The sequence below is a fragment of the Candidatus Neomarinimicrobiota bacterium genome (genome assembly GCA_017656425.1).
Lineage (GTDB): Bacteria > Fidelibacterota > UBA2242 > UBA2242 > B5-G15 > JACDNV01.
The window spans coordinates 113,635-134,864 of record JACDNV010000004.1; the positions used below are offsets into that span (position 1 = coordinate 113,635).

Sequence of the window (21,230 nt, forward strand, 5' to 3'; positions counted from 1 at the left end):
ACCTACAATTTATTGCAGTTGGACATTGATATAAAGGGGGGTATACTACCCCCCTTTATATGTTATTTATCACATTTATCATTTAATTAACAGCATCTTCTTTGTCATTATAAAGTCGCCGGCTCTCAGTTGATAGATATATATCCCAGATGGGTAGTCTTTCGCATTCCAGTTCACCTTATAATAACCTGCTGGAAGGTCTTTATTAATCACTTTATCGACTTCCCTTCCCAATACATCATATATAATTAACTCTACTTTTCCATAGTTCGCTATGCTAAAAGCAATCGTTGTATTTGGATTAAACGGGTTTGGATAATTATCATATAGCTTATAAACAAAAGACATAGCATTTTCAGCAGCTTTTATATCAGTCTTAGTAGTATCGAATACCCATGTATATGCCCATTCTGTTGGATATCTCCATTGATTATCGGTACTGAACTTTGAGAAACCAACATTTCCTTCCCAGCTACCATCATTATCATGGAAATATAGATCAATTGGGATTCTCATACCATGCTCAGGGTAAAACCTTGCATCTTCTTCCATCTTTATACTATCAAGAGGAATTTTAGCTTCAATGACATAATCAGGGTTATATCCTTCAAAGAAGTAATTGTCTGTTCCAGGCTCATATAGTATCACACCACCGCGGGTATCGTGATGAAATCCAGTTTCATTCATATATAACGAATAATCAGGTTCGCTACCTCTCATGAATGATGTGTGCTTGGCTCCCACCCAATCATAGAGCCCAATAAAAACCTGAAAAGCATCACTATTCCACCAGTCGGTATTTGGATCATAATTGTAAACATCATCTACTACATCAGCACCTATGTATAGATAGTTACTATCCATTGCAAGATAGACTGTTGCATTAAGGTCATTTGCATCGTCAACTGTCCCTGCTGGCACATGCCCTAGTTCAGGATTAATTATAAAGGGTTTTATACCTTCCCACTCACTAAAATCCCCATCGGCAACAAAATTCTGGGGTGGGTTCATAGATATAACGGGTATACCCTTAGCTGTATTGGTAAAAGCATCAGAGAAACCTGGCTCACCAACATTACCTGCACCATCAATACATACAACAGCATAATAATAGGTAACATCTTCATCTTTTAGTGGGGAACATAGCCAATGTATTGCAGTCTGAACATTCTCAAGTACCCCAGAAGCAACAACTTCTAAAGTCGGGTCGTTGATATCAGTAATTGGACTTTCACTTGCATAAACGTTATAAACTTCACCATTTTCACCAGGGACATCCTGCCAGGTAACCAAATTATAATATTCTCCAGCTGTTGTACTTACGTTCTGAACAGCTGCAGGTGCAATATTATCTATCAGTGGATTACCAATCCATACATTATCTAAATATACTATTTCTCCATAACCTGTAGTTTGATCAGTTACTAATATCTTGAATCTATAAAATCTTGTTGAATCCATTTCACCAGCTCTCAAAGCAGCTCCATCCCATGCACCACTTAGTCTATAGAAGTCCTTTAGAGCCACTTTAACTAGTTTCCATGTACCATCAAAATAACCCATATCCTCTGTTATCGTATATCCCGCTTCAAATTCCAGATCAGGAGTATCATCAGCCCCATTTCCATCATTATCAACCCAACCATCAATGTCATCATCAGTTAAAACCAACTTTAACTGTCCTATCCCTGACGGAGCTTTAATCCAGAACTTAATACTATCCACAGTCCAGGTATAACCTAAGTCTCTCGGACTATCCATTGTGAACATAAGTCCATCCCATGCTTGAGTAGGTAGTTTCCACTTTATACTATTTGTTAATCCATTATCAACATCTTCCTCGTTTGTTACCATATATGCTCCAGTATTCCCCCAGGCACTGGACATTGTAACATTATTGGGAACAGCCTTGCCATTAAAAAACACTACTGCAATGCTTCTCGGTCCCTTAAGTACCAGATGATCAAGTATAATAGCCCCTTTGGCGCTATCCCCTTCTCCAGAACCACTCATTGAAAACTCTATAGAGAAACCCTTAATCTTATCCTTATCAAGCACCCCATTACCGGGAATTCCAGCCCATCCTGTTAGATTAAAACCTTCTCCACTCCAGTATTCTCCACTAGCTATCAACGGTATCTTAATTTCATTCCAGCCAGGCTCATTATCAAGGACATAATGAAATGAGTAATAGTATTCACAATCATTTACGCTATAAGTCTTGTTGCCATTAGGAGAATTACTTACATCATGCAAATTAAACCTTAGATGAACTCTTCCTTCAAGATTCTGTGGCTCTACATTATAATACCAGAAAGATACCGTATCATAAGATGACCAATCATATACTGCATCTGAATCAGGATTCCAGTGTTCTATTTTCGTATAACCACCCCAGCTCTCTGTATTATGGGTTGCCCAGACTAACTTCATTGCCCCATCACCGAATTTTTTAATATCGTTTACGTAGCTAATGTGGATGTAAGCTCTCGTAGAATCAGCATTATCATTTGCTTGATAATGGGCACCATGACTAGTACTAACGTTGATTTGATCAAACCATGCCCAGTAATTTGTGTCTTCCGGAGCTTGATCAAATTCGTTAATCAATTTCTCCCAGCCTGAAAAGGCTGTTCCAAAAAGAAAAATAACGAACACTAAAGATAGTAATAAACTTTTCCTCATGACATCCTCCATTTTATTTAAAAAAATTTCTACAATAAAAATATTTTATTTCTTCTAACAAGAATTTATCTCAACCCCTTATTCGACATTCACATATCACTTTGATTATTGCAAAAAATAGACCATATGAAAAATACACGCAGCTATACTGCAAAAATATCTACTATACTTACTTTAATTATCATTATGATAATTAAATATTATATTTTATTTAATAATATTTAGTACTATTTTATACCTAACTCTTTACATAATCGATGGAAATTGGGAGGAGCTAGTCCAAGTTTCCTTGCTGCCTCTGCGTCAGATAAACTTCTATCTCTAACATATCTTATAAACTCTGATTTTACCCTGATATCAAACTCTTTTAAAGTTGGTAATTCGTTATTAATTAAAGAAAAGTTAATCAAACTTTTCCCTACATCAGCCTTAATATCCAAAAATGCCATCGCAATTTCCCTGCTAACTCTAGCTACTCCATTCAATACAAGCCTTTGAATGAAATTTTTTAACTGCCTTACATTCCCTGGCCAATCATACTGTAATAAAAACTTTATAGCTTCTTTATCAAATGTCGGCTTTTCTATATTATACTCCCGCGAGAAAATGTCACAAAAATTTTCGATTAATACCTCAATATCTTCTCTTCTTTCTCTCAATGGTTTTATATTAATATTGAGAACATTCAACCTATAAAATAAATCCTCTCTTATTTTTTTCTCTTCTAAAATCCTTGTAATATCTTTATTTGTGGCAGATATAATTCGGACATCAACTCTATGTTTTCTTTCACTTCCGATCTTTTGTAGTTCACCCGTTTCTATTATCCTCAAAAGCTTTGCCTGAGCTTGAATTGACATTTCACCAATCTCATCAAGAAAAATTGTTCCTCCATTAGCCTTTTCAAACAAACCTACCTTTAACTCACTTGCTCCAGTAAAAGCCCCCTTTGTATAGCCAAATAATTCACTTTCAATTAATTCATTCGGAATCGCAGCGCAATTAACTGTAATATAATTTTCAAATCTCCTATGGCTTTTATAGTGAAGATGTAAAGCAACGAGTTCTTTCCCTACACCAGATTCACCGGTAATTAACACATTCGCGTCAGCTTTAGAATATTTATCTATCAGCATTTTGATATCTTCTATTTCTTTCGATATACCTACTATCTTATTTTGCATCAATATATTCTCAATATTTTTCTCTACTTTTACATCCGATCTATGTTTACTTAGTTCTAATTGCTTTCGCTCGTAGGCATTAATAACGGCCAGGATAAAATCTGTAGGTTGGTAAATATAATTGTCCATATCTACAGGGTACTTCGTCCCATACCAGCATGCACCACTTCTCATCAATTCATTTGCAAAATATACATCATTAACATTAATAGTCATCTTTGTTATCACAATTATCTGTATAAAAGGATCGATCTGCTTTATCTTTTTTATCAATTCCTCACCGTGCAGACTTCCTGAAAGCTGATAATCCATTATTACTACATCATCTTTTAATTTGTTCTTATTCAAATATTCTAAAAAGTCTTCTCCATCTCCAAATACACCATCAATTACATATTCGCGTGACATTGTCTTCAGTGTATTTTCAATTCGCTTAACATCAAATTCTTCATCCTCAAGAATAACTATCCTAATTTTACTATCAATTCTATGCCCCATAATAAGCACCTCCTCCTGTAATAGGTATTATAATTCTATATCTTGCCCACCTATCTTTATTTTCAGCAACAATATCCCATCCACACTTCTTGCAGTTTTCATAAGCTATATAACACCCATAGCCCGAATGCCCAACATTCTTTTTCGTAGTGACATTTTCTTTAAAAATAAGCTGGATACCATCTTCATCTTTTAACACGAGCTCAGATGGAAAATTTGCTCCATTATCCTCAATAATAATCTCACCAATATTTTTCTCTTTATAAATGGTGGTCTTAATCCTGATAACTACATTCTTACCTCCATTATGATCTATTTTATTCTGAATTAATGGCTCAAGAATTTCCCAGATAACAAACTCATTAATATTTAATATTGGAAATTCTTTATCCAGCTCCATTTTAAAATCATACCGGCTCGACATTTTATGTGTTCTTAAAAAAACATTTTTTACTAAAAATTTTATTACTTCATTAACATCAGTATGGAACATAGAACCTCTAATAATATGTATTGGTGGTTCAAATGTTTTCATATTATATATCACCCTCGATATAAACTTTGTATATTTTAAAACTCTATTTTTTACCTCCTCAATATTATTCTTATTAATTATATTCAAATCTTCATTTATAAATCCCATTATCTTTTCTGCCTTGTGGTGGGCATGATATATTCTTTTAGTAAAAAGCTGTTCCTTCCTGTGTTCTATTTCTGCTTTTAGCTTATTTGCTCTTTCCTCATAAAGTTGCGAAAGCGCTATATCCCTTTCTTTAAAAGTATAACTTGAAACAAAAAACATACCCAGAAGACCAAAAAGTATTATGGCAGTAAATATAGCCCCAGTCTCATTGTAAGATGAGGAGATTAATTTCTCAATATTTCTTAAATCAGGAACAACTCTCATATATACCATACCATAAAATTCACCCCATGGCACCAGTGGTACGCCCGCTTTAACTCCATTTTTTTCATCAAGATAGCTAATTATAACCTCATTATTCTTTAGCTCATCTCTAATTTCATAATACATTCTTAATGCAGGAAGTATAACTTCCTCCTCGCTTTGTACAGTACTATCACTTTTGAAAAAGAAACGATATAAACTGCGTCCATCATTTAAAAAATATAATCGATTGTTTCTTTCTAGAACCAAACACATTTCTTTTACATTTCTTTGGAGAAGTTGCTGGCTGAGAATTATATTAAACTTTTGTATTATTCTCCTTTCCTCTTCCTCCGTATTTGGCATATTACTATACGCCTGTTCTAGTAAAAGCTCTAAAGATGTTGTTGTAAGGTCTGCCACCCTTTCAACAAAATCTTTTCGATAAATCTCCATTGTTTTTAACAATAAAGATCTAGTTGAAGTATTATGTATCACAGTTAATATAACTTGAAAACCAACTATAGCCAAAAATAATATAACAAAGTGTCTACCCTCAAAATGACGCCATTTAAAATTTTTTACCTTCATAGTTATCCTCAATGATTAATAGAAAGTAATAGATTTCCAATTCCTTTATTTATTATAAATGGAACTTCAGAAACATCTAACTCACCTCTTAATAGCATATTGATATTGGAAGAAATTACATCTGATATTTTAGTATAATTGATATGAGAAGGACGAGAAATACTATAATTAAAATATTTATAATAGAATCTCAATTCTTGATCGATACTGGTATACTTTTCGTCAAGATAAAGCTTTTTAATAACAGGCAAGAACCCCCCTTTTGACCTTAATATCCATTGGGAATCCTCAGAGACCATATATTTTATGAAAGTAACAGCTTCATATTTATGAGGGGAATATTTGGAAATCATCAAATTCCAGCCTCCGATAACCGGGCGAGGTTCATTCCCCTTTTTAAAAGCAACATACGTTCTGTCTAAATTCTCAATTTTTTTAGTTTCAACACCCTCAACTAAATACATATCGTTAAAACTTGGCCATCCCCTAAAAAATGGAATATCATTTAATAGAGCATACTTCCAGCTTTCAATCTCATTAAACTCCGTAACCTCTATTGGAGCAATCCCATTATCAATCAACTTTTTCATGAAGTTAATGGTTCTTATAATAGTCGTATCCACAAAATTAAAGTCTTGCAGAGCCTGATAGTTGCCTCCTAAACCACCAAAAAATTCTACAAAATTACATACTAATCCTTCATAATTATCACCCTGAAATACATAAACCGGCTTGTCTTTATAATATCTTTTCTTAATTTCATAAAGGATCTCCCATGTAATAAATGGCTTATTGTTATCATCATAGCTAATTAAATCTTTAAACCTTTTTACCAAATCTTTTCTGTAATACAATAACCCTATATCGAAATAGATAGGAATACTGACAAGTACCCTGTTATTATAACACGTATTTAAAGCTGGTTTAATAAACCTATCCAGCTCCTGTCGGCTGAAATGTATAGATAGAGGTTCAGCCCAGCGTGAAAATCTTTCGACCCATACCTGATCTACGGCAAAAATATCTATAACACTACTTTTTGTTCTAAGGGCTCTTGCAATTATCTCTTTTCTGTCATTTGTGCTAAATTTAGTAAAAGGAAGATCAACAGGAATAACCTCTATTTTCCCTTTATACTTCTGATTAAATTTCAATATTGCTTCTCTATGTGCTTCGGAAATATTATCGGCGTAGTAGATTCTAACACTCTCTCTTTTAAATATTGGCAAGGAAATAGGCAATAAATAGACAACAAAAGAGATCAATATCGCAATTATTATTATCATTATATAAAATCCATACTTGTAGGTAATGGAAGAGCTTCTATCTTCACTCATTATAATAGCCTCCTATAAAAAATTATTATCATATTGATAATATAATATTTTTTATTTTATCATACGAAACCTTAATTTTATAATAAAAATAAAGAAATAAAAATATGGTATATTTGTTGCTTCAATAGTACTCAAGTTTTTTAATATGAATATGGGGGATTTAAAATGAAAGTCAGAATTTTTTTATTATTGTCACTAATTATACTTACTGTCCTTAATTGTAACAACAATTCAAATACCTTGCTTGATTCAAAAAATGAAGAAAAAATTGAATCACTAATAAGCCAGATGACATTAGAAGAAAAAATAGGGCAAATGTCTCAAGTTGATATAAGATTTATAAAAAAACCAGAAGATATTTATATATATGGATTCGGCTCCATCCTGAGTGGTGGCGGTGCACATCCACCACAGAACACTTCAGAAGCATGGGCCGAATTATATGACAGCCTACAAACATTAGCTCTTAAGAGCAGACTAAAAATTCCTATAATCTATGGAATAGATGCAGTACACGGGCATAATAATGTCATGGGTAGTGTTATATTTCCTCATAATATAGGTCTCGGAGCTACTCGTGATCCAGATTTGGTAAAAAAGGCTGCAAGAATAACCGCAATAGAAGTGTCAGCAACAGGGATAGACTGGACATTTGCACCATGCGTTGCTGTAACCCGAGATGAAAGATGGGGAAGGACCTATGAAAGCTTCGGTGAAGTACCGGATTTAGTTTCAATAATGAGTAGAGCCGCAGTAGAGGGATATCAGGGAGATAATCTGTCGAATATTACAACTGTAGTTGCCTGTGCAAAACATTTCATAGGTGATGGTGGAACAACAAATGGCGTTGATAGAGGTAATACTGAGATTGACGAGAAAACTTTAAGAGAAATACATCTGCCACCGTATAAAGCAGCAGTAGATGAGGGCGTAGCAACTATTATGGTATCCTATTCCAGCTGGAATGGAACAAAATGCCATGCAAGTAAATATCTTATAACTGACTTATTAAAAGAAGAAATTGGATTTAAAGGAATAGTAGTGTCAGATTACGCTGCTATTGACCAGATACCTGGAGATTATAGAAATGATATAAAGACGGCAATAAATGCCGGGATTGATATGGTAATGATTCCTGACAAATATGAGGAATTTATTTCATTACTTACTGACCTTGTTAAAAAAGGGGAGGTACCTGAAGAAAGAATTAACGATGCAGTAAGAAGAATTCTAAGGGTAAAGTTCGCTCTTGGTCTCTTTAATGACCCATTTTCCCATAGAGAATTGCTTTCAAAAATAGGCTCTGACGAGCATCGACAAATAGCGAGAGAATGCGTAAGGAAATCCATTGTTTTACTTAAAAATGAAAATAAAATTTTGCCATTATCAAAATACTTAAAAAGAATACATATATCAGGTAAAAACGCTAATGATATAGGAAACCAATGTGGGGGATGGACTATTTCCTGGCAGGGTTCCAGTGGAGATATTACTAAAGGGACAACAATTTATGAAGCAATAAAAAAATCCGTTTCAGATCAAACCAAGATAACTTTTTCCATAGATGGATTGAATGCAGAAGGAGCAGACGTTGCAATAGCTGTACTTGGTGAAACACCTTACGCAGAGATGCAAGGTGACAGACAGGATCTTCATCTTGATTCAAAAGACTTACAGACTCTGGAAAATCTTAAAAACTCAGGTGTACCAATTATCGTAATATTGGTAACTGGAAGACCACTCATTATAACAGAACAGCTAAAATATATCGATGCTTTGCTCGTCGCTTGGTTACCAGGTACTGAGGGTGAGGGTGTAACAGATATTCTTTTTGGTGATTATTCTCCAACAGGTAAACTGCCAATTAGTTGGCCAGCAAGTATGGACCAAATTCCAATCAATATCGGTGATAAAAATTACAATCCCTTATTTAAGTATGGATTTGGTCTATCATATTAACTGTTAACATATCTCCAGGTAAACCTGGCTCGAACTAATTCACTTAGTTTGTCTTTTTTTAAAATTATAGAACTGACATTAACTATATCGTTATTTTCTAAAGCTTTCATCCTGAATAATACATTATCACCTGCATAAGCTTCATTCTTATAATCAATATTTAATTCATATAATTGATATTTTTTCAAAAAATCATCTGGCATAGACCGCAAAAGCCAATCAACGTATACAACATTATTTACATGCCTGTTCAAATCGACATCATGTATTGATACCGGAAATTCTCTTTCAAAATCATAGCTGTCCGTCCCAGATATATCAGAAAAACCATCTGGGAAAGTTATCTTTTCAACAACTGTATTATCAGGAATAATTTTTCTAGCGCCTACCACTCTCTTTGATTTTATATCAAGCAAAGCCCATGATGTACTTGATAAGGCAACTAAAATGCCTTTCTCTGTGACAACCTCATAATCCCTAACAGCAAATTTTTCATTTACCTCAGAGTTCCATGTATATATTAAAATTTTATCTTTCCATGCTGGATATGAATAAAATCTAATTCTATAACGCGATAGAACCCAGGTAAGACCTCTCTTTATTAAATCTTCGTATGAAAAATGAAAAATTCCAGCATGTATTCCTGCCATTTCCTGAAGTAGATTCATTAAATATGTAACCTTTAATTTCCCCTTATGATCAATTCCAAAAGAGGGAATTGTAAATTTTTTTACATATATACTGTTTTCAACATAACTACTCGAAACCTCTCCTAGTTTCTTAGTTTTTATAATCTGCATGACATCTCTTATCCAGGAACATTCACAGGGATTTGGACATGGAGAAAGCTCCTCTACATGAAAGCAATAACCAGGGCAAACATTTTCACCAGTTAAACGTACTCTAAAAATCGGACCACTATGAAGTTCTTTAAATTTATAAGCATTCACTCCAATCGTTGATCCACAATCCTTATGATTAAATAAAAGGATTCCCAAATCTATATTTTTAAAATTTACCTGATATCTAGAAAGAGTTAGATTCTTATCGGAAATAAATTCATCGAGTGTTTTCCATTCGCTACCACAGCTACATCTTTTAAAAATAGTCCTGTATTTATTATTATCCAAATATTTAACTTGCTAATTATTCAGCTTTTCCAGCACTGCCGAGAACATTCTTGTTTTTATGTATAATTAAATTTTTCAATGCCTCTCTTGCTGGACCTAAATATTTTCTGGGGTCAAAAACTTCTGGTTGTTCATACAGTACCTGTCTAATCTTTGCAGTAACTACAAGCCTACCATCCGTATCAATATTTATCTTACATACAGCAGATTTCGCAGCCCTTCTCAATTGATCCTCGGGTACACCAACTGCACCTTCTAATTTCCCACCATACTTATTACACAATTCCACAAATTCCTGCGGCACTGACGAAGCACCATGTAAGACAATTGGGAAACCAGGTATTCTTTTTTCAATTTCTTCAAGTATATCAAATCTCAACGGCGGTGGGGTTTCTCCAGGCTTTACTTTAAATTTATACGCACCGTGGGATGTCCCTATCGAAATTGCAAGACTATCAACTCCAGTTCTTGAAACAAAATCCTCAACATCATCCGGATTTGTATAATGTGATTTTTCAGCAGAAACATGTTCTTCTATCCCGGCAAGTACTCCAAGCTCACCCTCAACAGTTACATCATATTGATGAGCAAAATCCACAACCTGTTTCGTTATCTTAATATTTTCCTCATAGGGAAGATGTGACCCATCAATCATCACTGATGAAAAACCCATTTCTATAACTGACTTACATAATTCAAACGAATCCCCATGGTCAAGATGTAAAGCAACCGGTACATTACTCCCCAGATCATCTCTCAGCATACGAATAGCACCCTCTGCCATATACCTCAATAATGTGGGATTAGCATAATTCCTTGCTCCCTTGGATACTTGCAATATAACTGGAGATTTACTCTCCGCACAACCCGTAATTACAGCCTGTAATTGTTCCATATTATTGAAATTATAAGCAGGAATTGCATAGCCCCCTTCCATAGCCTTTCTAAACATCTCTCTGGTATTTACAAACCCTAAATCGCTATAATGTACCATCTTTCCTCTCCTCTCCTTTTAATTAACAGCTCTAAATATAGAAAAAAGATTAGACTTTTTCTAACAAGTTTTTATTCTCTAGTGAATATACAACTATTCCATCTCTTAACTTAGGTTCAAACCATGTTGACTTTGGTGGCATTATTTTATTATCATTAGAAATATTAATAATATCTTCTATATCAACAGGGTATAATGAAAATCCAGTTATCGCATTCCCCATATCCACTTTTTTCTTTATCTGTTCAACTGAATCAAAACCACCAATATATTCAATCCTATCACTTTGACTCGGATTATGAATATTAAAATAAGGTTTTAGAATAAATTCGTGTAGAATATTTACATCAAGATTTTTAGCAATGTCATCATTTTTCTTAGATCTTAATCTTATTGAAAAACACTTTCCATCACAATAAAATCTAATATCCCCTTTTCTATTAGGTATTAAATCTTTTACCTGTTTTACATAAAATATTTTTGAGATATAATCAATAAAATCATCCAGTAAAAAGTGCTCAACTCCTTTTATAATCCTATTATATGAAAGTATGAGTAACTGATCATGAGGAAATATAACAGACAAAAGCCAGCTATTAAGATTAGAAAAAGATTTATCTTTTGAATTTTTGAAAATATTATATGCCGCTTCTGCTCTATGGTGTCCATCAGCTATATAAAGAAAATCTATCTCTTTAAAAAAATCTTCTATATTAAGAATTAAATCTTTCCTATTAACCGCCCACAATTTATTGAGAACACCATTTTCGTCTGAAAATTCAAAAACAGGTTTCTCCATTAAAACCGAACCAATTAATCCCTTAAAATTGCGATCATCTTTAAAAAATAACATAACTGGTCCAGTTTGTGCTTTAACAACTTCAATATGTTTTGTTCTATCTATCAACTTTTCTTCTCTTGTTAATTCATGCTTTTTAATCCGACCACTTTCATAATCCTCCATTGATACTATTGCATACAGACCTATCCTTTCCTTTTTATTAAACTTTTGTGATAGAACATAAAAATGAGGGGCATTGTCTAAAATGAATATTTTCTTCCTTAAAAACCACTGCCAGTTTTCCCTTGCTTTTTTATAAATAATACTATCATACTCATTAAAACTATCATCAAATAGCCCATCCGCCCTTGTAACTTTAAAAAATGACAACTCATTCATTGACAATGCTTTCCTAACATCATCCCGCGACACAACATCATACGGGGGGGTAGTTACATTTTTTACATATTCTTTCTTTGGCCTGAATCCACAAAAGAGTTTGATTATCATGATTTTATAGCCTTAAAATATAATCCTTTTAACAAAAATCTTTTTTAGCAAAATATTTTCATACTTCTAAAATTTATTTTATATTCAAGATTTTGAATATAAAAGCATATTCAAAGGCAATATCTTTCAAATAATCATATCTTCCTGAATGACCGAAATGTCCTGCGTTCATATTAGTTTTTAATAAAAGTAGATTATTATCTTTTTTCATCGCACGCAATTTCGCCACCCATTTAGCTGGTTCCCAGTATTGCACCCTTGGATCATACAATCCGGCAGTAACGAGGATATTAGGATACTCCTGATTAGTTACATTATCATATGGAGAATAGGATTTGATATACCAGTAATATGGCTCTTCGTTGGGACTGCCCCACTCATCATATTCAATAACTGTAAGAGGGATAGTTTGATCTAACATTGTATTTAATACATCCACAAAAGGTACCTTTGCAATTACCACCTTAAATAAATCGGGTCGAAAATTAACCACAGCACCCATAAGTAAACCACCAGCACTTCCTCCAGATATAACCAATTTATCCTTTGATGTATAATTGTTGTTAATTAAGTACTCGGCAACATCTATGAAATCATAGAAGGTGTTCTTTTTCTTTAATAATTTACCTTTAAGATACCAGCTTCTACCGAGTGCACCTCCTCCTCTAATGTGGGCGATTGCATAAAGAAATCCCCTATCAAGTAAAGGAAGCCTGTTAGAACTAAATCTCGGATCTATAACCGAACCATAGGATCCATAACCGTAAAGGTAACACGAATGATTACCATCTTTCTTATAACTTTTTTTATACAAAAGGGAAACAGGTATTCTTACACCATCCCTTGCCTTTACCCATATTCGTTCCGTTTTATAATTCCTTGAATCATAACCTGGTATTTCATCAACTTTCCTGAGGATAGCCTCGCCAGTTTCTGTATTAAAATCATATACAGCGCGGGGAGTTATCAAAGAATTATAAATATATCTTAACATAGGTGTATTATACTCATAGTTTTCACCAAAACTCATAGTGTAAACTTCTTCATTTGATGGTATGTTATATTCACTTCCACTTACTAGATTCATTACTTTCAACTTTCTAAGACCATCTTCTCTATAATCTATCACAAGGAAATTTCTAAAAGGATACACATTATATATCATCTTCAGTGAATCATGTTTTATAAAATCTGTCCAGTTTTTTTCAGAAGGATCATTAACAGGTGCTTTTACAACCTTGAAATTCATAGCGTTTTTATTGGTTGTGATGTAGAAATAATCTCCGTTATGAGATATATAATACTCTATTCCATATTCCCTCTTTTTTATTAACTTCAAATTATTAGTGGTACTATTGGCTTTCAAAAAATAGACTTCAGATGTAACCTGGCTATTCAGTTCAATAAAAATATACTCACCGCTTCTTGATCTACGCACAGATACATAGAATTTACCATCATTTTCCTGATAAATGAGATTGTCATTTTTAAAATCATCTCCGACAATATGCCTGTATACCCTGTAGGGTCTCAAGGTTGAATCGAGTGTCGTATAAAATAGGGTCTTACCATCACTTCCCCACGCAACACCATAGTAAACGTTCGGTATGCTTTCTCTCAAAAATCTATTACTTCCAATATCTTTTAACCTCAAGTAATACATTTCTCTGCCTGTTGTATCAATTAGAAATGCTATATATCTCTGGTCGGGGCTTAATGTCACAGAAGCAACTCTGCAATATTTTTTACCTTTGGCCAATTTATTTACATCAAGATAGACTTGCTCTTCAGCATCAATCGATCCCCTTTTACGACAATAGATAGGATATTGTTTACCTTTCTCATATTTAATGTAATAGTAGTAGTCTCCATTTTTAGAGGGAACAGATTGCTTATCTTCTTTCAAGTATTTTTTAAGTTCCTTAAACAGCTTTTTTTGTAATCTTCGCGTGTCTTTCATTACCCAATCAGTATATCTATTTTCATCATTAAGATAATCAATTACCCTTTGACTGCTTCTTTCACGAAGCCAGTAATAATTATCAACACGGATGTCGTTAAAAATCGTATCGTAATGGGGTATTTTATCTGCGACTGGAGGATTACATTCTTTCCTGCAAAAAGGAAGCATCAAAGTAATTACAAAAGTCGTTAATACAAATAAATATCTAATCACAAGCCCTCACTAATTTTTCAATAACATTTAAATGCCCATAGAAACCTCTAAAATATATTCAATTTTGTCATTCAATAAAAGAAACGAAGTAAAATTATTAATAATATCGCACTAAAAGATTTCTACTACAAGTTAATCTTAAGTTTGCTTACAGGTGTGAAAGTCAGTAAATTTCTCCTGTTTTCTAAACTACTAACTACTAAGGAGGCTGATAAATGGGATTAATGACAGGTATCAGAGGACATACTCAGTTAATACTATGGATTCTACTAATACTATTTGTTTTAAGTATGACAATCGGTGGGCTTGTCGGCGGTGCCAATATACTTGACATCATTTCCGGAAAAGCAAAGTTAAAAAATCTTGCAGGTATTGTCGGTAAAGATGAATTAAAGGCTCAGGACTTTTATAATCTTCTTCAAAATGAGTTAAATCAACTTAGGGCTAATGGCAAGGAAATAGACGACCAAATGATTGAACAGGTTTCCGATAGAATATGGAATACATTCGTAAAGGAAGTAATACTAAAACAAGAGGTAAAAAAATATAGCATGGAAGCAACGGATAATGAAATATTTCAAAATCTTGTAAATAATCCCCCTGAATTTTTACAGAAAAATGAAGCATTCCAGACCGACGGCAAATTTGATTACAATAAATATATACAGGCTCTTACTAATCCACAAGGTAATGAGTGGCTCGGCGTTGAGCAATATATGAGATATGCACTACCATTGAATAAAATAACTATAATGATTCAAACTTTCGCTACTGTTTCTGATGCAGAAGTACTCGATTACTATAAAAAGACTAAAATTAACTACGATATAGAGACACTAATCATACCTATTTCAATTGTACCTGATACAAATATTATTGTAACTAACGATGAAACAATAAATTATTATAATAAAAATAAAGAACAATTTTTTGTGGATGAAAGCAGAAAGTTGAAATATGTATATTTTGAGATTAAACCAACTATCCAAGATACTCAAAATGCGCTCTATACTATTGAATCAATAAAAAACAGGTTAAAAAATGGTGAAAGCTTTGAAACGTTAGCAGCTGAATATTCCGAAGATCCCTATACGGCAAAAAATGGTGGCGATCTCGGATGGTTTGGAAAAGGGCATATGACAAAACCCTTTGAAGACGCTGCATTTTCCGCAAAAAAAGGTGAAATCGTAGGTCCCGTATTAACACAATTTGGATATCACTTGATAAAAATTAATGACATAAGAGTGAGGAAGGGCAAAAAAGAAGTTAAGGCAAGCCACATTCTTATTAAAATCAAACCAGGACCAGAAACTATACAAAATATAAAAGCAAAAGCAAATCTTTTTGCTTATGATGCTGGTGAATATGGATTTGAAGCAGCTGCTGATAGCCAAAAAATCGAAATAAGAGAAACAATGCCAATATATAAAAATACTATGTATATCCCTGGTTTAGGATATGTACCTAAGGTAACTAAGTTTGCTTTCTCTGATATACCTCTTGAAACTATTTCAGATGTATTCTCTCTTGATAATGCATTTGCAGTTTTTAAACTATCTGAAATAATCCCTTCTCACTATAAGAAAATTGACGAAGTAAAAGATATTATAATAAGAGAAATCAAAATGCGAAAAAGAGAAGAAATATTACAGGCAGAAGCTGATTCTATATACTCACTTGTAACGGAAAAGAAAAAAGAGCTTGAAGATCTCGCTAATGAAAATAAAAAACTGTCTTATGGCAGACATATTGGTATAACACTTGACAAACCTATTAAAGGTATTGGGCAATCAAATAAGCTTATCGGTGCAATTCTTGAGTTAAAAGAAGGTGAAATTGCAAAACCTGTAAAAAGTGGATCACAATACATAATTGTAAAACTACTTAATAAGACTAATTTTGATGAACAACAATTTAATACGGAAAAAGAGGCTTTGAGAAATTATCTTCTTACTAAAAAGCGGGAAACATTCTATAGCAACTGGTTATCAGAGTTAATCAAAAGAACAAAGATTGTAGATAATAGATCTCAGATTTTATATTGATAATTATTTATTATTTTTACTTATATCTTTTAGGACATCAAGACCATGTGGTTGGGGCATAACCCAACGCACAGGTTGAATTCCACCGTCTTTTCTAACTACTCTTTCTACCAATTTGCATTTAAGAACTGAATGTTCAATAAAAAGATCATCTTCAATTAAACATCCGAATATATATGTTGTCCCCTTAATTGTTACATTTTTACCTATTTTTACCGGGAACTCATCGCTTCCTGTAATATTAACTCCTGACTCAATTCTGCTGTTATCCCCTATTTCTACACGTCCTTTTATTATATCACCACGCATTATTATGCAATTTTTCCCAATCTTCACAATTTGATTCGTATAGGTAGATATGGAGACATTTTCTTCAATAATCGAACCCTCACCAATTTCGATATTTCCAACTAACTTTGCTCCCGCCCTGATCTCAACTTTTTTATTAAGCTTAACACCAGAAGAAATATAAGCACCTTTGCCGATAAAAATATCCAATGGTCCATTACTCTTATCCATTTCTATAATATCATAAACAACCTTATCAGCAATGAAGAAATCATCATCATCTTCTATAACAATAATATCTCGTAATTTTAGCCATACCTTTTGTCTATAAATTTGTTCCATTCTTTTCAGAACACTTTTTACATTGAACCCTATTACTGTTGTATCATCTTTTGCATGTTGTGCTCCTACTTTTAATCCTCTCTCATTGAAAATTCCGATTAAGTCAGTTAGATAATACTCCTTTTGAACATTATCAGGCACTATTCTACTAATATTCTCTATCAGTGGTTCAAATTTAATAGCATATACTCCTGTATTGAATTCCTTTATATTTTTCAGATAATCTTTACTAAACTTAAAATTAAGTCCATTATATTTTACCTCCCAAACATCATCATTAGACATTGCATCTATATCCTTTTGCTCCTTGATTGCAATAACTCTATTATAATACTCACCGGTAGGCATACCATTTGCATCAATTTCTGGAACGCGGATTATCCTTCCATATGTATTTTCAACAGGATTGCCGGTAAAAATTCCGGTCAAAACGAACATATCGTATTCACTCTTTTCAAACGAATCTTTAAATTCGCTTACTACATCAGCAGTTATAAGCCCCATATCCCCTGGGAAAATATATATATCTTTAACATTTTTTAATCTTTTTATCTCTTCCAAAGCGGTCATAACAGCATGACCTGTGCCCATCTGTTTTCCCTGAAATACATATACCAGCCCCTCTTTTTTTTCTACCGCCTCCACAACCTGATCAGCCTTAATTCCAACAACTATTACCTGATTTTTTGAATTTAATCCCTTCCTCGCTGCCTCTGATACCCTAACAACTGTGGGAACTCCCCATATTTCATGTATCATTTTTGGTTTTTCAGATTTTATCCTCTTCCCATGACCCGCAGCAAGTATAATAGAAATAGGAGAACCATCATCGATTAATTGACTTGAATATTCTCTAATAATTTTTTTTATATCTCTCATTCTACATATCTCCTATTGCACAAGTAACATTAATCTTAAGAAAAGGTAATATATTGGAGTTACAATAAAAAACGCATCAAATCTATCGAGAAAACCACCATGACTTAAAAGCAATCTGCCACTATCCTTTACACCAACACTTCTTTTTAATACCGATTCAAATAAATCTCCAATTTGGGCAAATACACCAATAATCGAACCAATAATAATTGCACCAGCCAAACCAATATGTATCTTCCCGGTAAAATAAAATACCAATAGGAGTAATATACTACCAATTAATCCAGCTATCCCTCCTTCAATAGTCTTGTTTGGACTGACCTCAGGTGCCAGTTTATGTCGACCTATTAGTTTGCCAACAACATATGCAAGACTATCACAGGACCATATTGCCAGTACCATTATCAACAAAATAATCCAGCTTTCAGTGTTTTTCCACAAACTATCTCTTATTATTATTAAAAACGATAAAGTAAAAGGAATATAAAAAAACCCAAATAATGTCAAAGAAGCGTTTTCAAACGCTTTCTCAATTCTTGAAAGAAAAGAAATGACTATTAAAAAAACAATTATAAAAGTTAAAATTAAATAAATAATACCGTTAAAGTAATAGACTGTAATTATAAATAATAACCCCATCGCAATTGCATAATTACTAATCGGCTCATATCCCTTTTTATTCGATAATCTATAAAATTCATATTGAGCAAAAAATGAAATTATTAAAGTCAGTGATAAAAGGTAGTAATTCCCTAAATATATGCATAAGACAATCAGTGGAACACCAAATACATTTATAATCATCCGTTTTGCAAAATTTCCCATACCTTTACTCGTCACCCCATTTGATCACAGTAACTTTTACCTTCCCAACACCATCTTTATCAAGACCTATTTTTGCAGCAGCTCCATAAGACAAATCAAGATCCCTACCCGGAATGAAAGGACCTCTATCATTAATTTTAACAATTACAGATTTGCCAGTCTTTAGATATGTAACTTTAATTATTGTCCCTAGTGGTAAAGTCTTATGAGCAGCAGTTAATCCATACATATCAAAAATCTCTCCACTGGAAGTCTTTCTACCATGGAAATCTTTACCGTAGAAGGAAGCAGTCATTATAGCAGTATGCTTAACCCCTTTTATCAAATCAGCAATACCTTCACCTGTCTTCCTTCTGTAATCTCTCTCGTATGTATACCTTGGACTTGAAGCACACGAGAATAATAAAATAGCTGATAATCCAAGAAACACAACTCTATAATTCATTTTAAAGCAGCTCCCACTAAATCAGCTATATTTAAAATCCCATTCTTTCTACAATATTCTACGATAAAATTATAGATCTCTTCCGCGATTAATGGATTATTAAAATGAGCTGTGCCAATTTGAATTGCCGAAGCTCCAGCCAAAATAAACTCTATAGCATCTTCTGAGGAAAAGATACCCCCCACGCCGATAATTGGTATATTCACTTCAGATTTAACCCTTATAACATTAGCTATTGCTATCGGTTTTATTGCGGGGCCAGAATATCCAGCAATTACTCTATTTATAACCGGCTTTTTTTTATAAATATCTATTGCACAACCATAGACTGTGTTTATTAATGTAATGGCATCTGCACCATTATCATTACAAACTCTCGCAATCGAAACAATATCGTCAACATTGGGAGATAGTTTAACAATCAGTAACTTTTTCGTTAACTTCCTCACTTTAGAAATCAAATTGCTTAATGTTATACAATCCTTACCAAATTGTATCCCACCTTTATCAACATTAGGACATGAAACATTTATCTCATACCCATCAATCCAATTATATTTATCCAGATCTTCTACTATTCTAAGATATTCATCTTCAGTATTCCCTGCTATATTAATGATCTTTTTTATTCTAAGATTTTTCAAAAATTCCGATTTCTCCTTTAAAAACCTTTTCAAACCAATATTGGCAAGACCAATTGAGTTTAACATTCCACATTTTGTTTCAAAAATCCTTTCTGGTGGATTACCCTCTCTCTCCTCTAGAGTTATAGTTTTAGTAATCAACCCACCGTAATAATCCAGATTAACAATGTCAATTAATTCATCTCCATATCCAAATGTTCCCGATGCCGGTAATATTGGACTATCAAGAATAAAATCATCTCTTAGTCTTACTGACATCAATTTCCTAAAGTCTGACATGTCTCCCATCAAATACGGGCCCATCCTTACAGACTAATTTATATTCCTTTTTGCCTTCTTTGTAATACTCCACAGCGCATCCCTGGCATAATCCGGTACCACAACCCATAACCTTTTCAAGGGCAACCTGAATGTTATAATTTTTTTTATTTGATATGTTTATCAGGCTTTTTAACAAAGGCTCTGGGCCACAGCAAAACATATTCTTACCATGATTTATCTCACTTTCTTTTGATAAAAATAGGTCAACAACTGTACCTTTAAAACCATAGGAGCCGTCATCGGTGGAAATATAGATTTTACCCTGTTTATCAAGATTTATTACTTCATCCCTGTTTTTAAACCCGGCAAAAAAAATATAATCAATATTTTTTTCATTTAGATAGTCTGATAGAAAAACTAATGGTGCTATACCAATCCCGCCTCCAATCAATATCAACTTACCAGAACTATTTTCTATCTTAAAACCTTTACCAAGTGGACCGAGTACTTTTACCATATCTCCCTTTTTCATTTCACTCATAAAGATTGTGTTATATCCAACAACTTTATACAATATAGTGACTATATTGTGATCAATTCCTGCTATGCTAAAGGGTCTTGGGAAAATACTATCAAAATAAAGATTAATAAATTGACCGGGAAGTGCATGGGACAAATCGACTCCGAAATCGAGTTCCATTCTATATGTATTTTTTGCTATTCTCAAATTACTCAAGACCGTTGATTTAACAAAATACCGTCTCATTTGT

General features: G+C 33.3%; 15 protein-coding genes. 2 read left to right on the top strand and 13 right to left on the bottom strand.

Annotated elements, in window-relative coordinates:
* Positions 1 to 78: 78 nt before the first annotated feature.
* The 4 genes from H0Z29_04300 to H0Z29_04315 all read right to left on the bottom strand — a co-directional run bounded on the left by H0Z29_04300 (position 79) and on the right by H0Z29_04315 (position 7,181).
* Positions 79 to 2,685 carry a T9SS type A sorting domain-containing protein gene (locus H0Z29_04300; protein ID MBO8130726.1) on the bottom strand — a complete coding sequence of 869 codons (2,607 nt, stop codon included), beginning with the start codon at positions 2,683 to 2,685 and terminating at the stop codon, positions 79 to 81.
* Between the two features lie 227 nt (positions 2,686 to 2,912).
* Positions 2,913 to 4,367: a sigma-54-dependent Fis family transcriptional regulator gene (locus tag H0Z29_04305; GenBank protein MBO8130727.1), complete on the bottom strand. Its 1,455-nt coding sequence runs from the start codon at positions 4,365 to 4,367 to the stop codon at positions 2,913 to 2,915.
* On the bottom strand, positions 4,357 to 5,844 hold the full coding sequence (locus tag H0Z29_04310; protein ID MBO8130728.1) for an ATP-binding protein: 1,488 nt from the start codon (positions 5,842 to 5,844) through the stop codon (positions 4,357 to 4,359). Before H0Z29_04310 ends, H0Z29_04305 begins: the two co-directional genes overlap by 11 nt.
* A gap of 8 nt (positions 5,845 to 5,852) precedes the next feature.
* Positions 5,853 to 7,181 carry an extracellular solute-binding protein gene (locus H0Z29_04315; GenBank protein MBO8130729.1) on the bottom strand — a complete coding sequence of 443 codons (1,329 nt, stop codon included), beginning with the start codon at positions 7,179 to 7,181 and terminating at the stop codon, positions 5,853 to 5,855.
* A 165-nt stretch (positions 7,182 to 7,346) separates the two neighbouring features.
* On the opposite strand from H0Z29_04315, the gene H0Z29_04320 reads away from it, so the two are divergent.
* Entirely contained in the window at positions 7,347 to 9,140 is a 1,794-nt protein-coding gene (locus H0Z29_04320; protein ID MBO8130730.1) for a glycoside hydrolase family 3 C-terminal domain-containing protein, read from the top strand.
* Here H0Z29_04320 and H0Z29_04325 read toward each other — a convergent pair.
* The 4 genes from H0Z29_04325 to H0Z29_04340 form a co-directional block, all read right to left on the bottom strand.
* A complete protein-coding gene (locus H0Z29_04325) occupies positions 9,137 to 10,270 on the bottom strand; it encodes a hypothetical protein (protein MBO8130731.1) in 1,134 nt (377 codons plus the stop codon). The genes H0Z29_04320 and H0Z29_04325 overlap by 4 nt on opposite strands.
* 16 nt (positions 10,271 to 10,286) lie before the next feature.
* Positions 10,287 to 11,264 carry a class II fructose-1,6-bisphosphate aldolase gene (locus tag H0Z29_04330; GenBank protein ID MBO8130732.1) on the bottom strand — a complete coding sequence of 326 codons (978 nt, stop codon included), beginning with the start codon at positions 11,262 to 11,264 and terminating at the stop codon, positions 10,287 to 10,289.
* 49 nt (positions 11,265 to 11,313) lie between these two features.
* The gene (locus H0Z29_04335; protein MBO8130733.1) at positions 11,314 to 12,555 is read right to left on the bottom strand and encodes a DUF1015 domain-containing protein; all 1,242 of its coding nucleotides are present in this window, start codon (positions 12,553 to 12,555) and stop codon (positions 11,314 to 11,316) included.
* 73 nt (positions 12,556 to 12,628) lie between these two features.
* Complete coding sequence (locus H0Z29_04340) at positions 12,629 to 14,686, bottom strand: S9 family peptidase (protein ID MBO8130734.1); 2,058 nt, start codon at positions 14,684 to 14,686, stop codon at positions 12,629 to 12,631.
* A 260-nt stretch (positions 14,687 to 14,946) separates the two neighbouring features.
* Between H0Z29_04340 and H0Z29_04345 the strand changes: the two genes are divergently transcribed.
* Positions 14,947 to 16,776, top strand: a complete 1,830-nt coding sequence (locus H0Z29_04345; protein ID MBO8130735.1) for a peptidylprolyl isomerase — start codon at positions 14,947 to 14,949, stop codon at positions 16,774 to 16,776.
* Positions 16,777 to 16,779: 3 nt separating this feature from the next.
* On the opposite strand, the gene H0Z29_04350 is transcribed toward H0Z29_04345, so the two are convergent.
* Genes H0Z29_04350 through H0Z29_04370 form a run of 5 tightly spaced genes read right to left on the bottom strand, consistent with a single transcriptional unit; the run spans position 16,780 to position 21,226 of the window.
* Positions 16,780 to 18,285 carry an NTP transferase domain-containing protein gene (locus H0Z29_04350; protein ID MBO8130736.1) on the bottom strand — a complete coding sequence of 502 codons (1,506 nt, stop codon included), beginning with the start codon at positions 18,283 to 18,285 and terminating at the stop codon, positions 16,780 to 16,782.
* 12 nt (positions 18,286 to 18,297) lie between these two features.
* Positions 18,298 to 19,110 carry a phosphatidate cytidylyltransferase gene (locus tag H0Z29_04355; GenBank protein MBO8130737.1) on the bottom strand — a complete coding sequence of 271 codons (813 nt, stop codon included), beginning with the start codon at positions 19,108 to 19,110 and terminating at the stop codon, positions 18,298 to 18,300.
* A 4-nt stretch (positions 19,111 to 19,114) separates the two neighbouring features.
* Positions 19,115 to 19,555 (bottom strand): septal ring lytic transglycosylase RlpA family protein, encoded by a 441-nt coding sequence (locus H0Z29_04360; protein MBO8130738.1) that lies wholly within the window; start codon positions 19,553 to 19,555, stop codon positions 19,115 to 19,117.
* Complete coding sequence (locus tag H0Z29_04365) at positions 19,552 to 20,457, bottom strand: dihydroorotate dehydrogenase (protein ID MBO8130739.1); 906 nt, start codon at positions 20,455 to 20,457, stop codon at positions 19,552 to 19,554. The genes H0Z29_04360 and H0Z29_04365 overlap by 4 nt, the downstream gene beginning before the upstream one ends.
* A gap of 7 nt (positions 20,458 to 20,464) precedes the next feature.
* Complete coding sequence (locus H0Z29_04370; GenBank protein ID MBO8130740.1) at positions 20,465 to 21,226, bottom strand: dihydroorotate dehydrogenase electron transfer subunit; 762 nt, start codon at positions 21,224 to 21,226, stop codon at positions 20,465 to 20,467.
* Positions 21,227 to 21,230 lie beyond the last annotated feature (4 nt).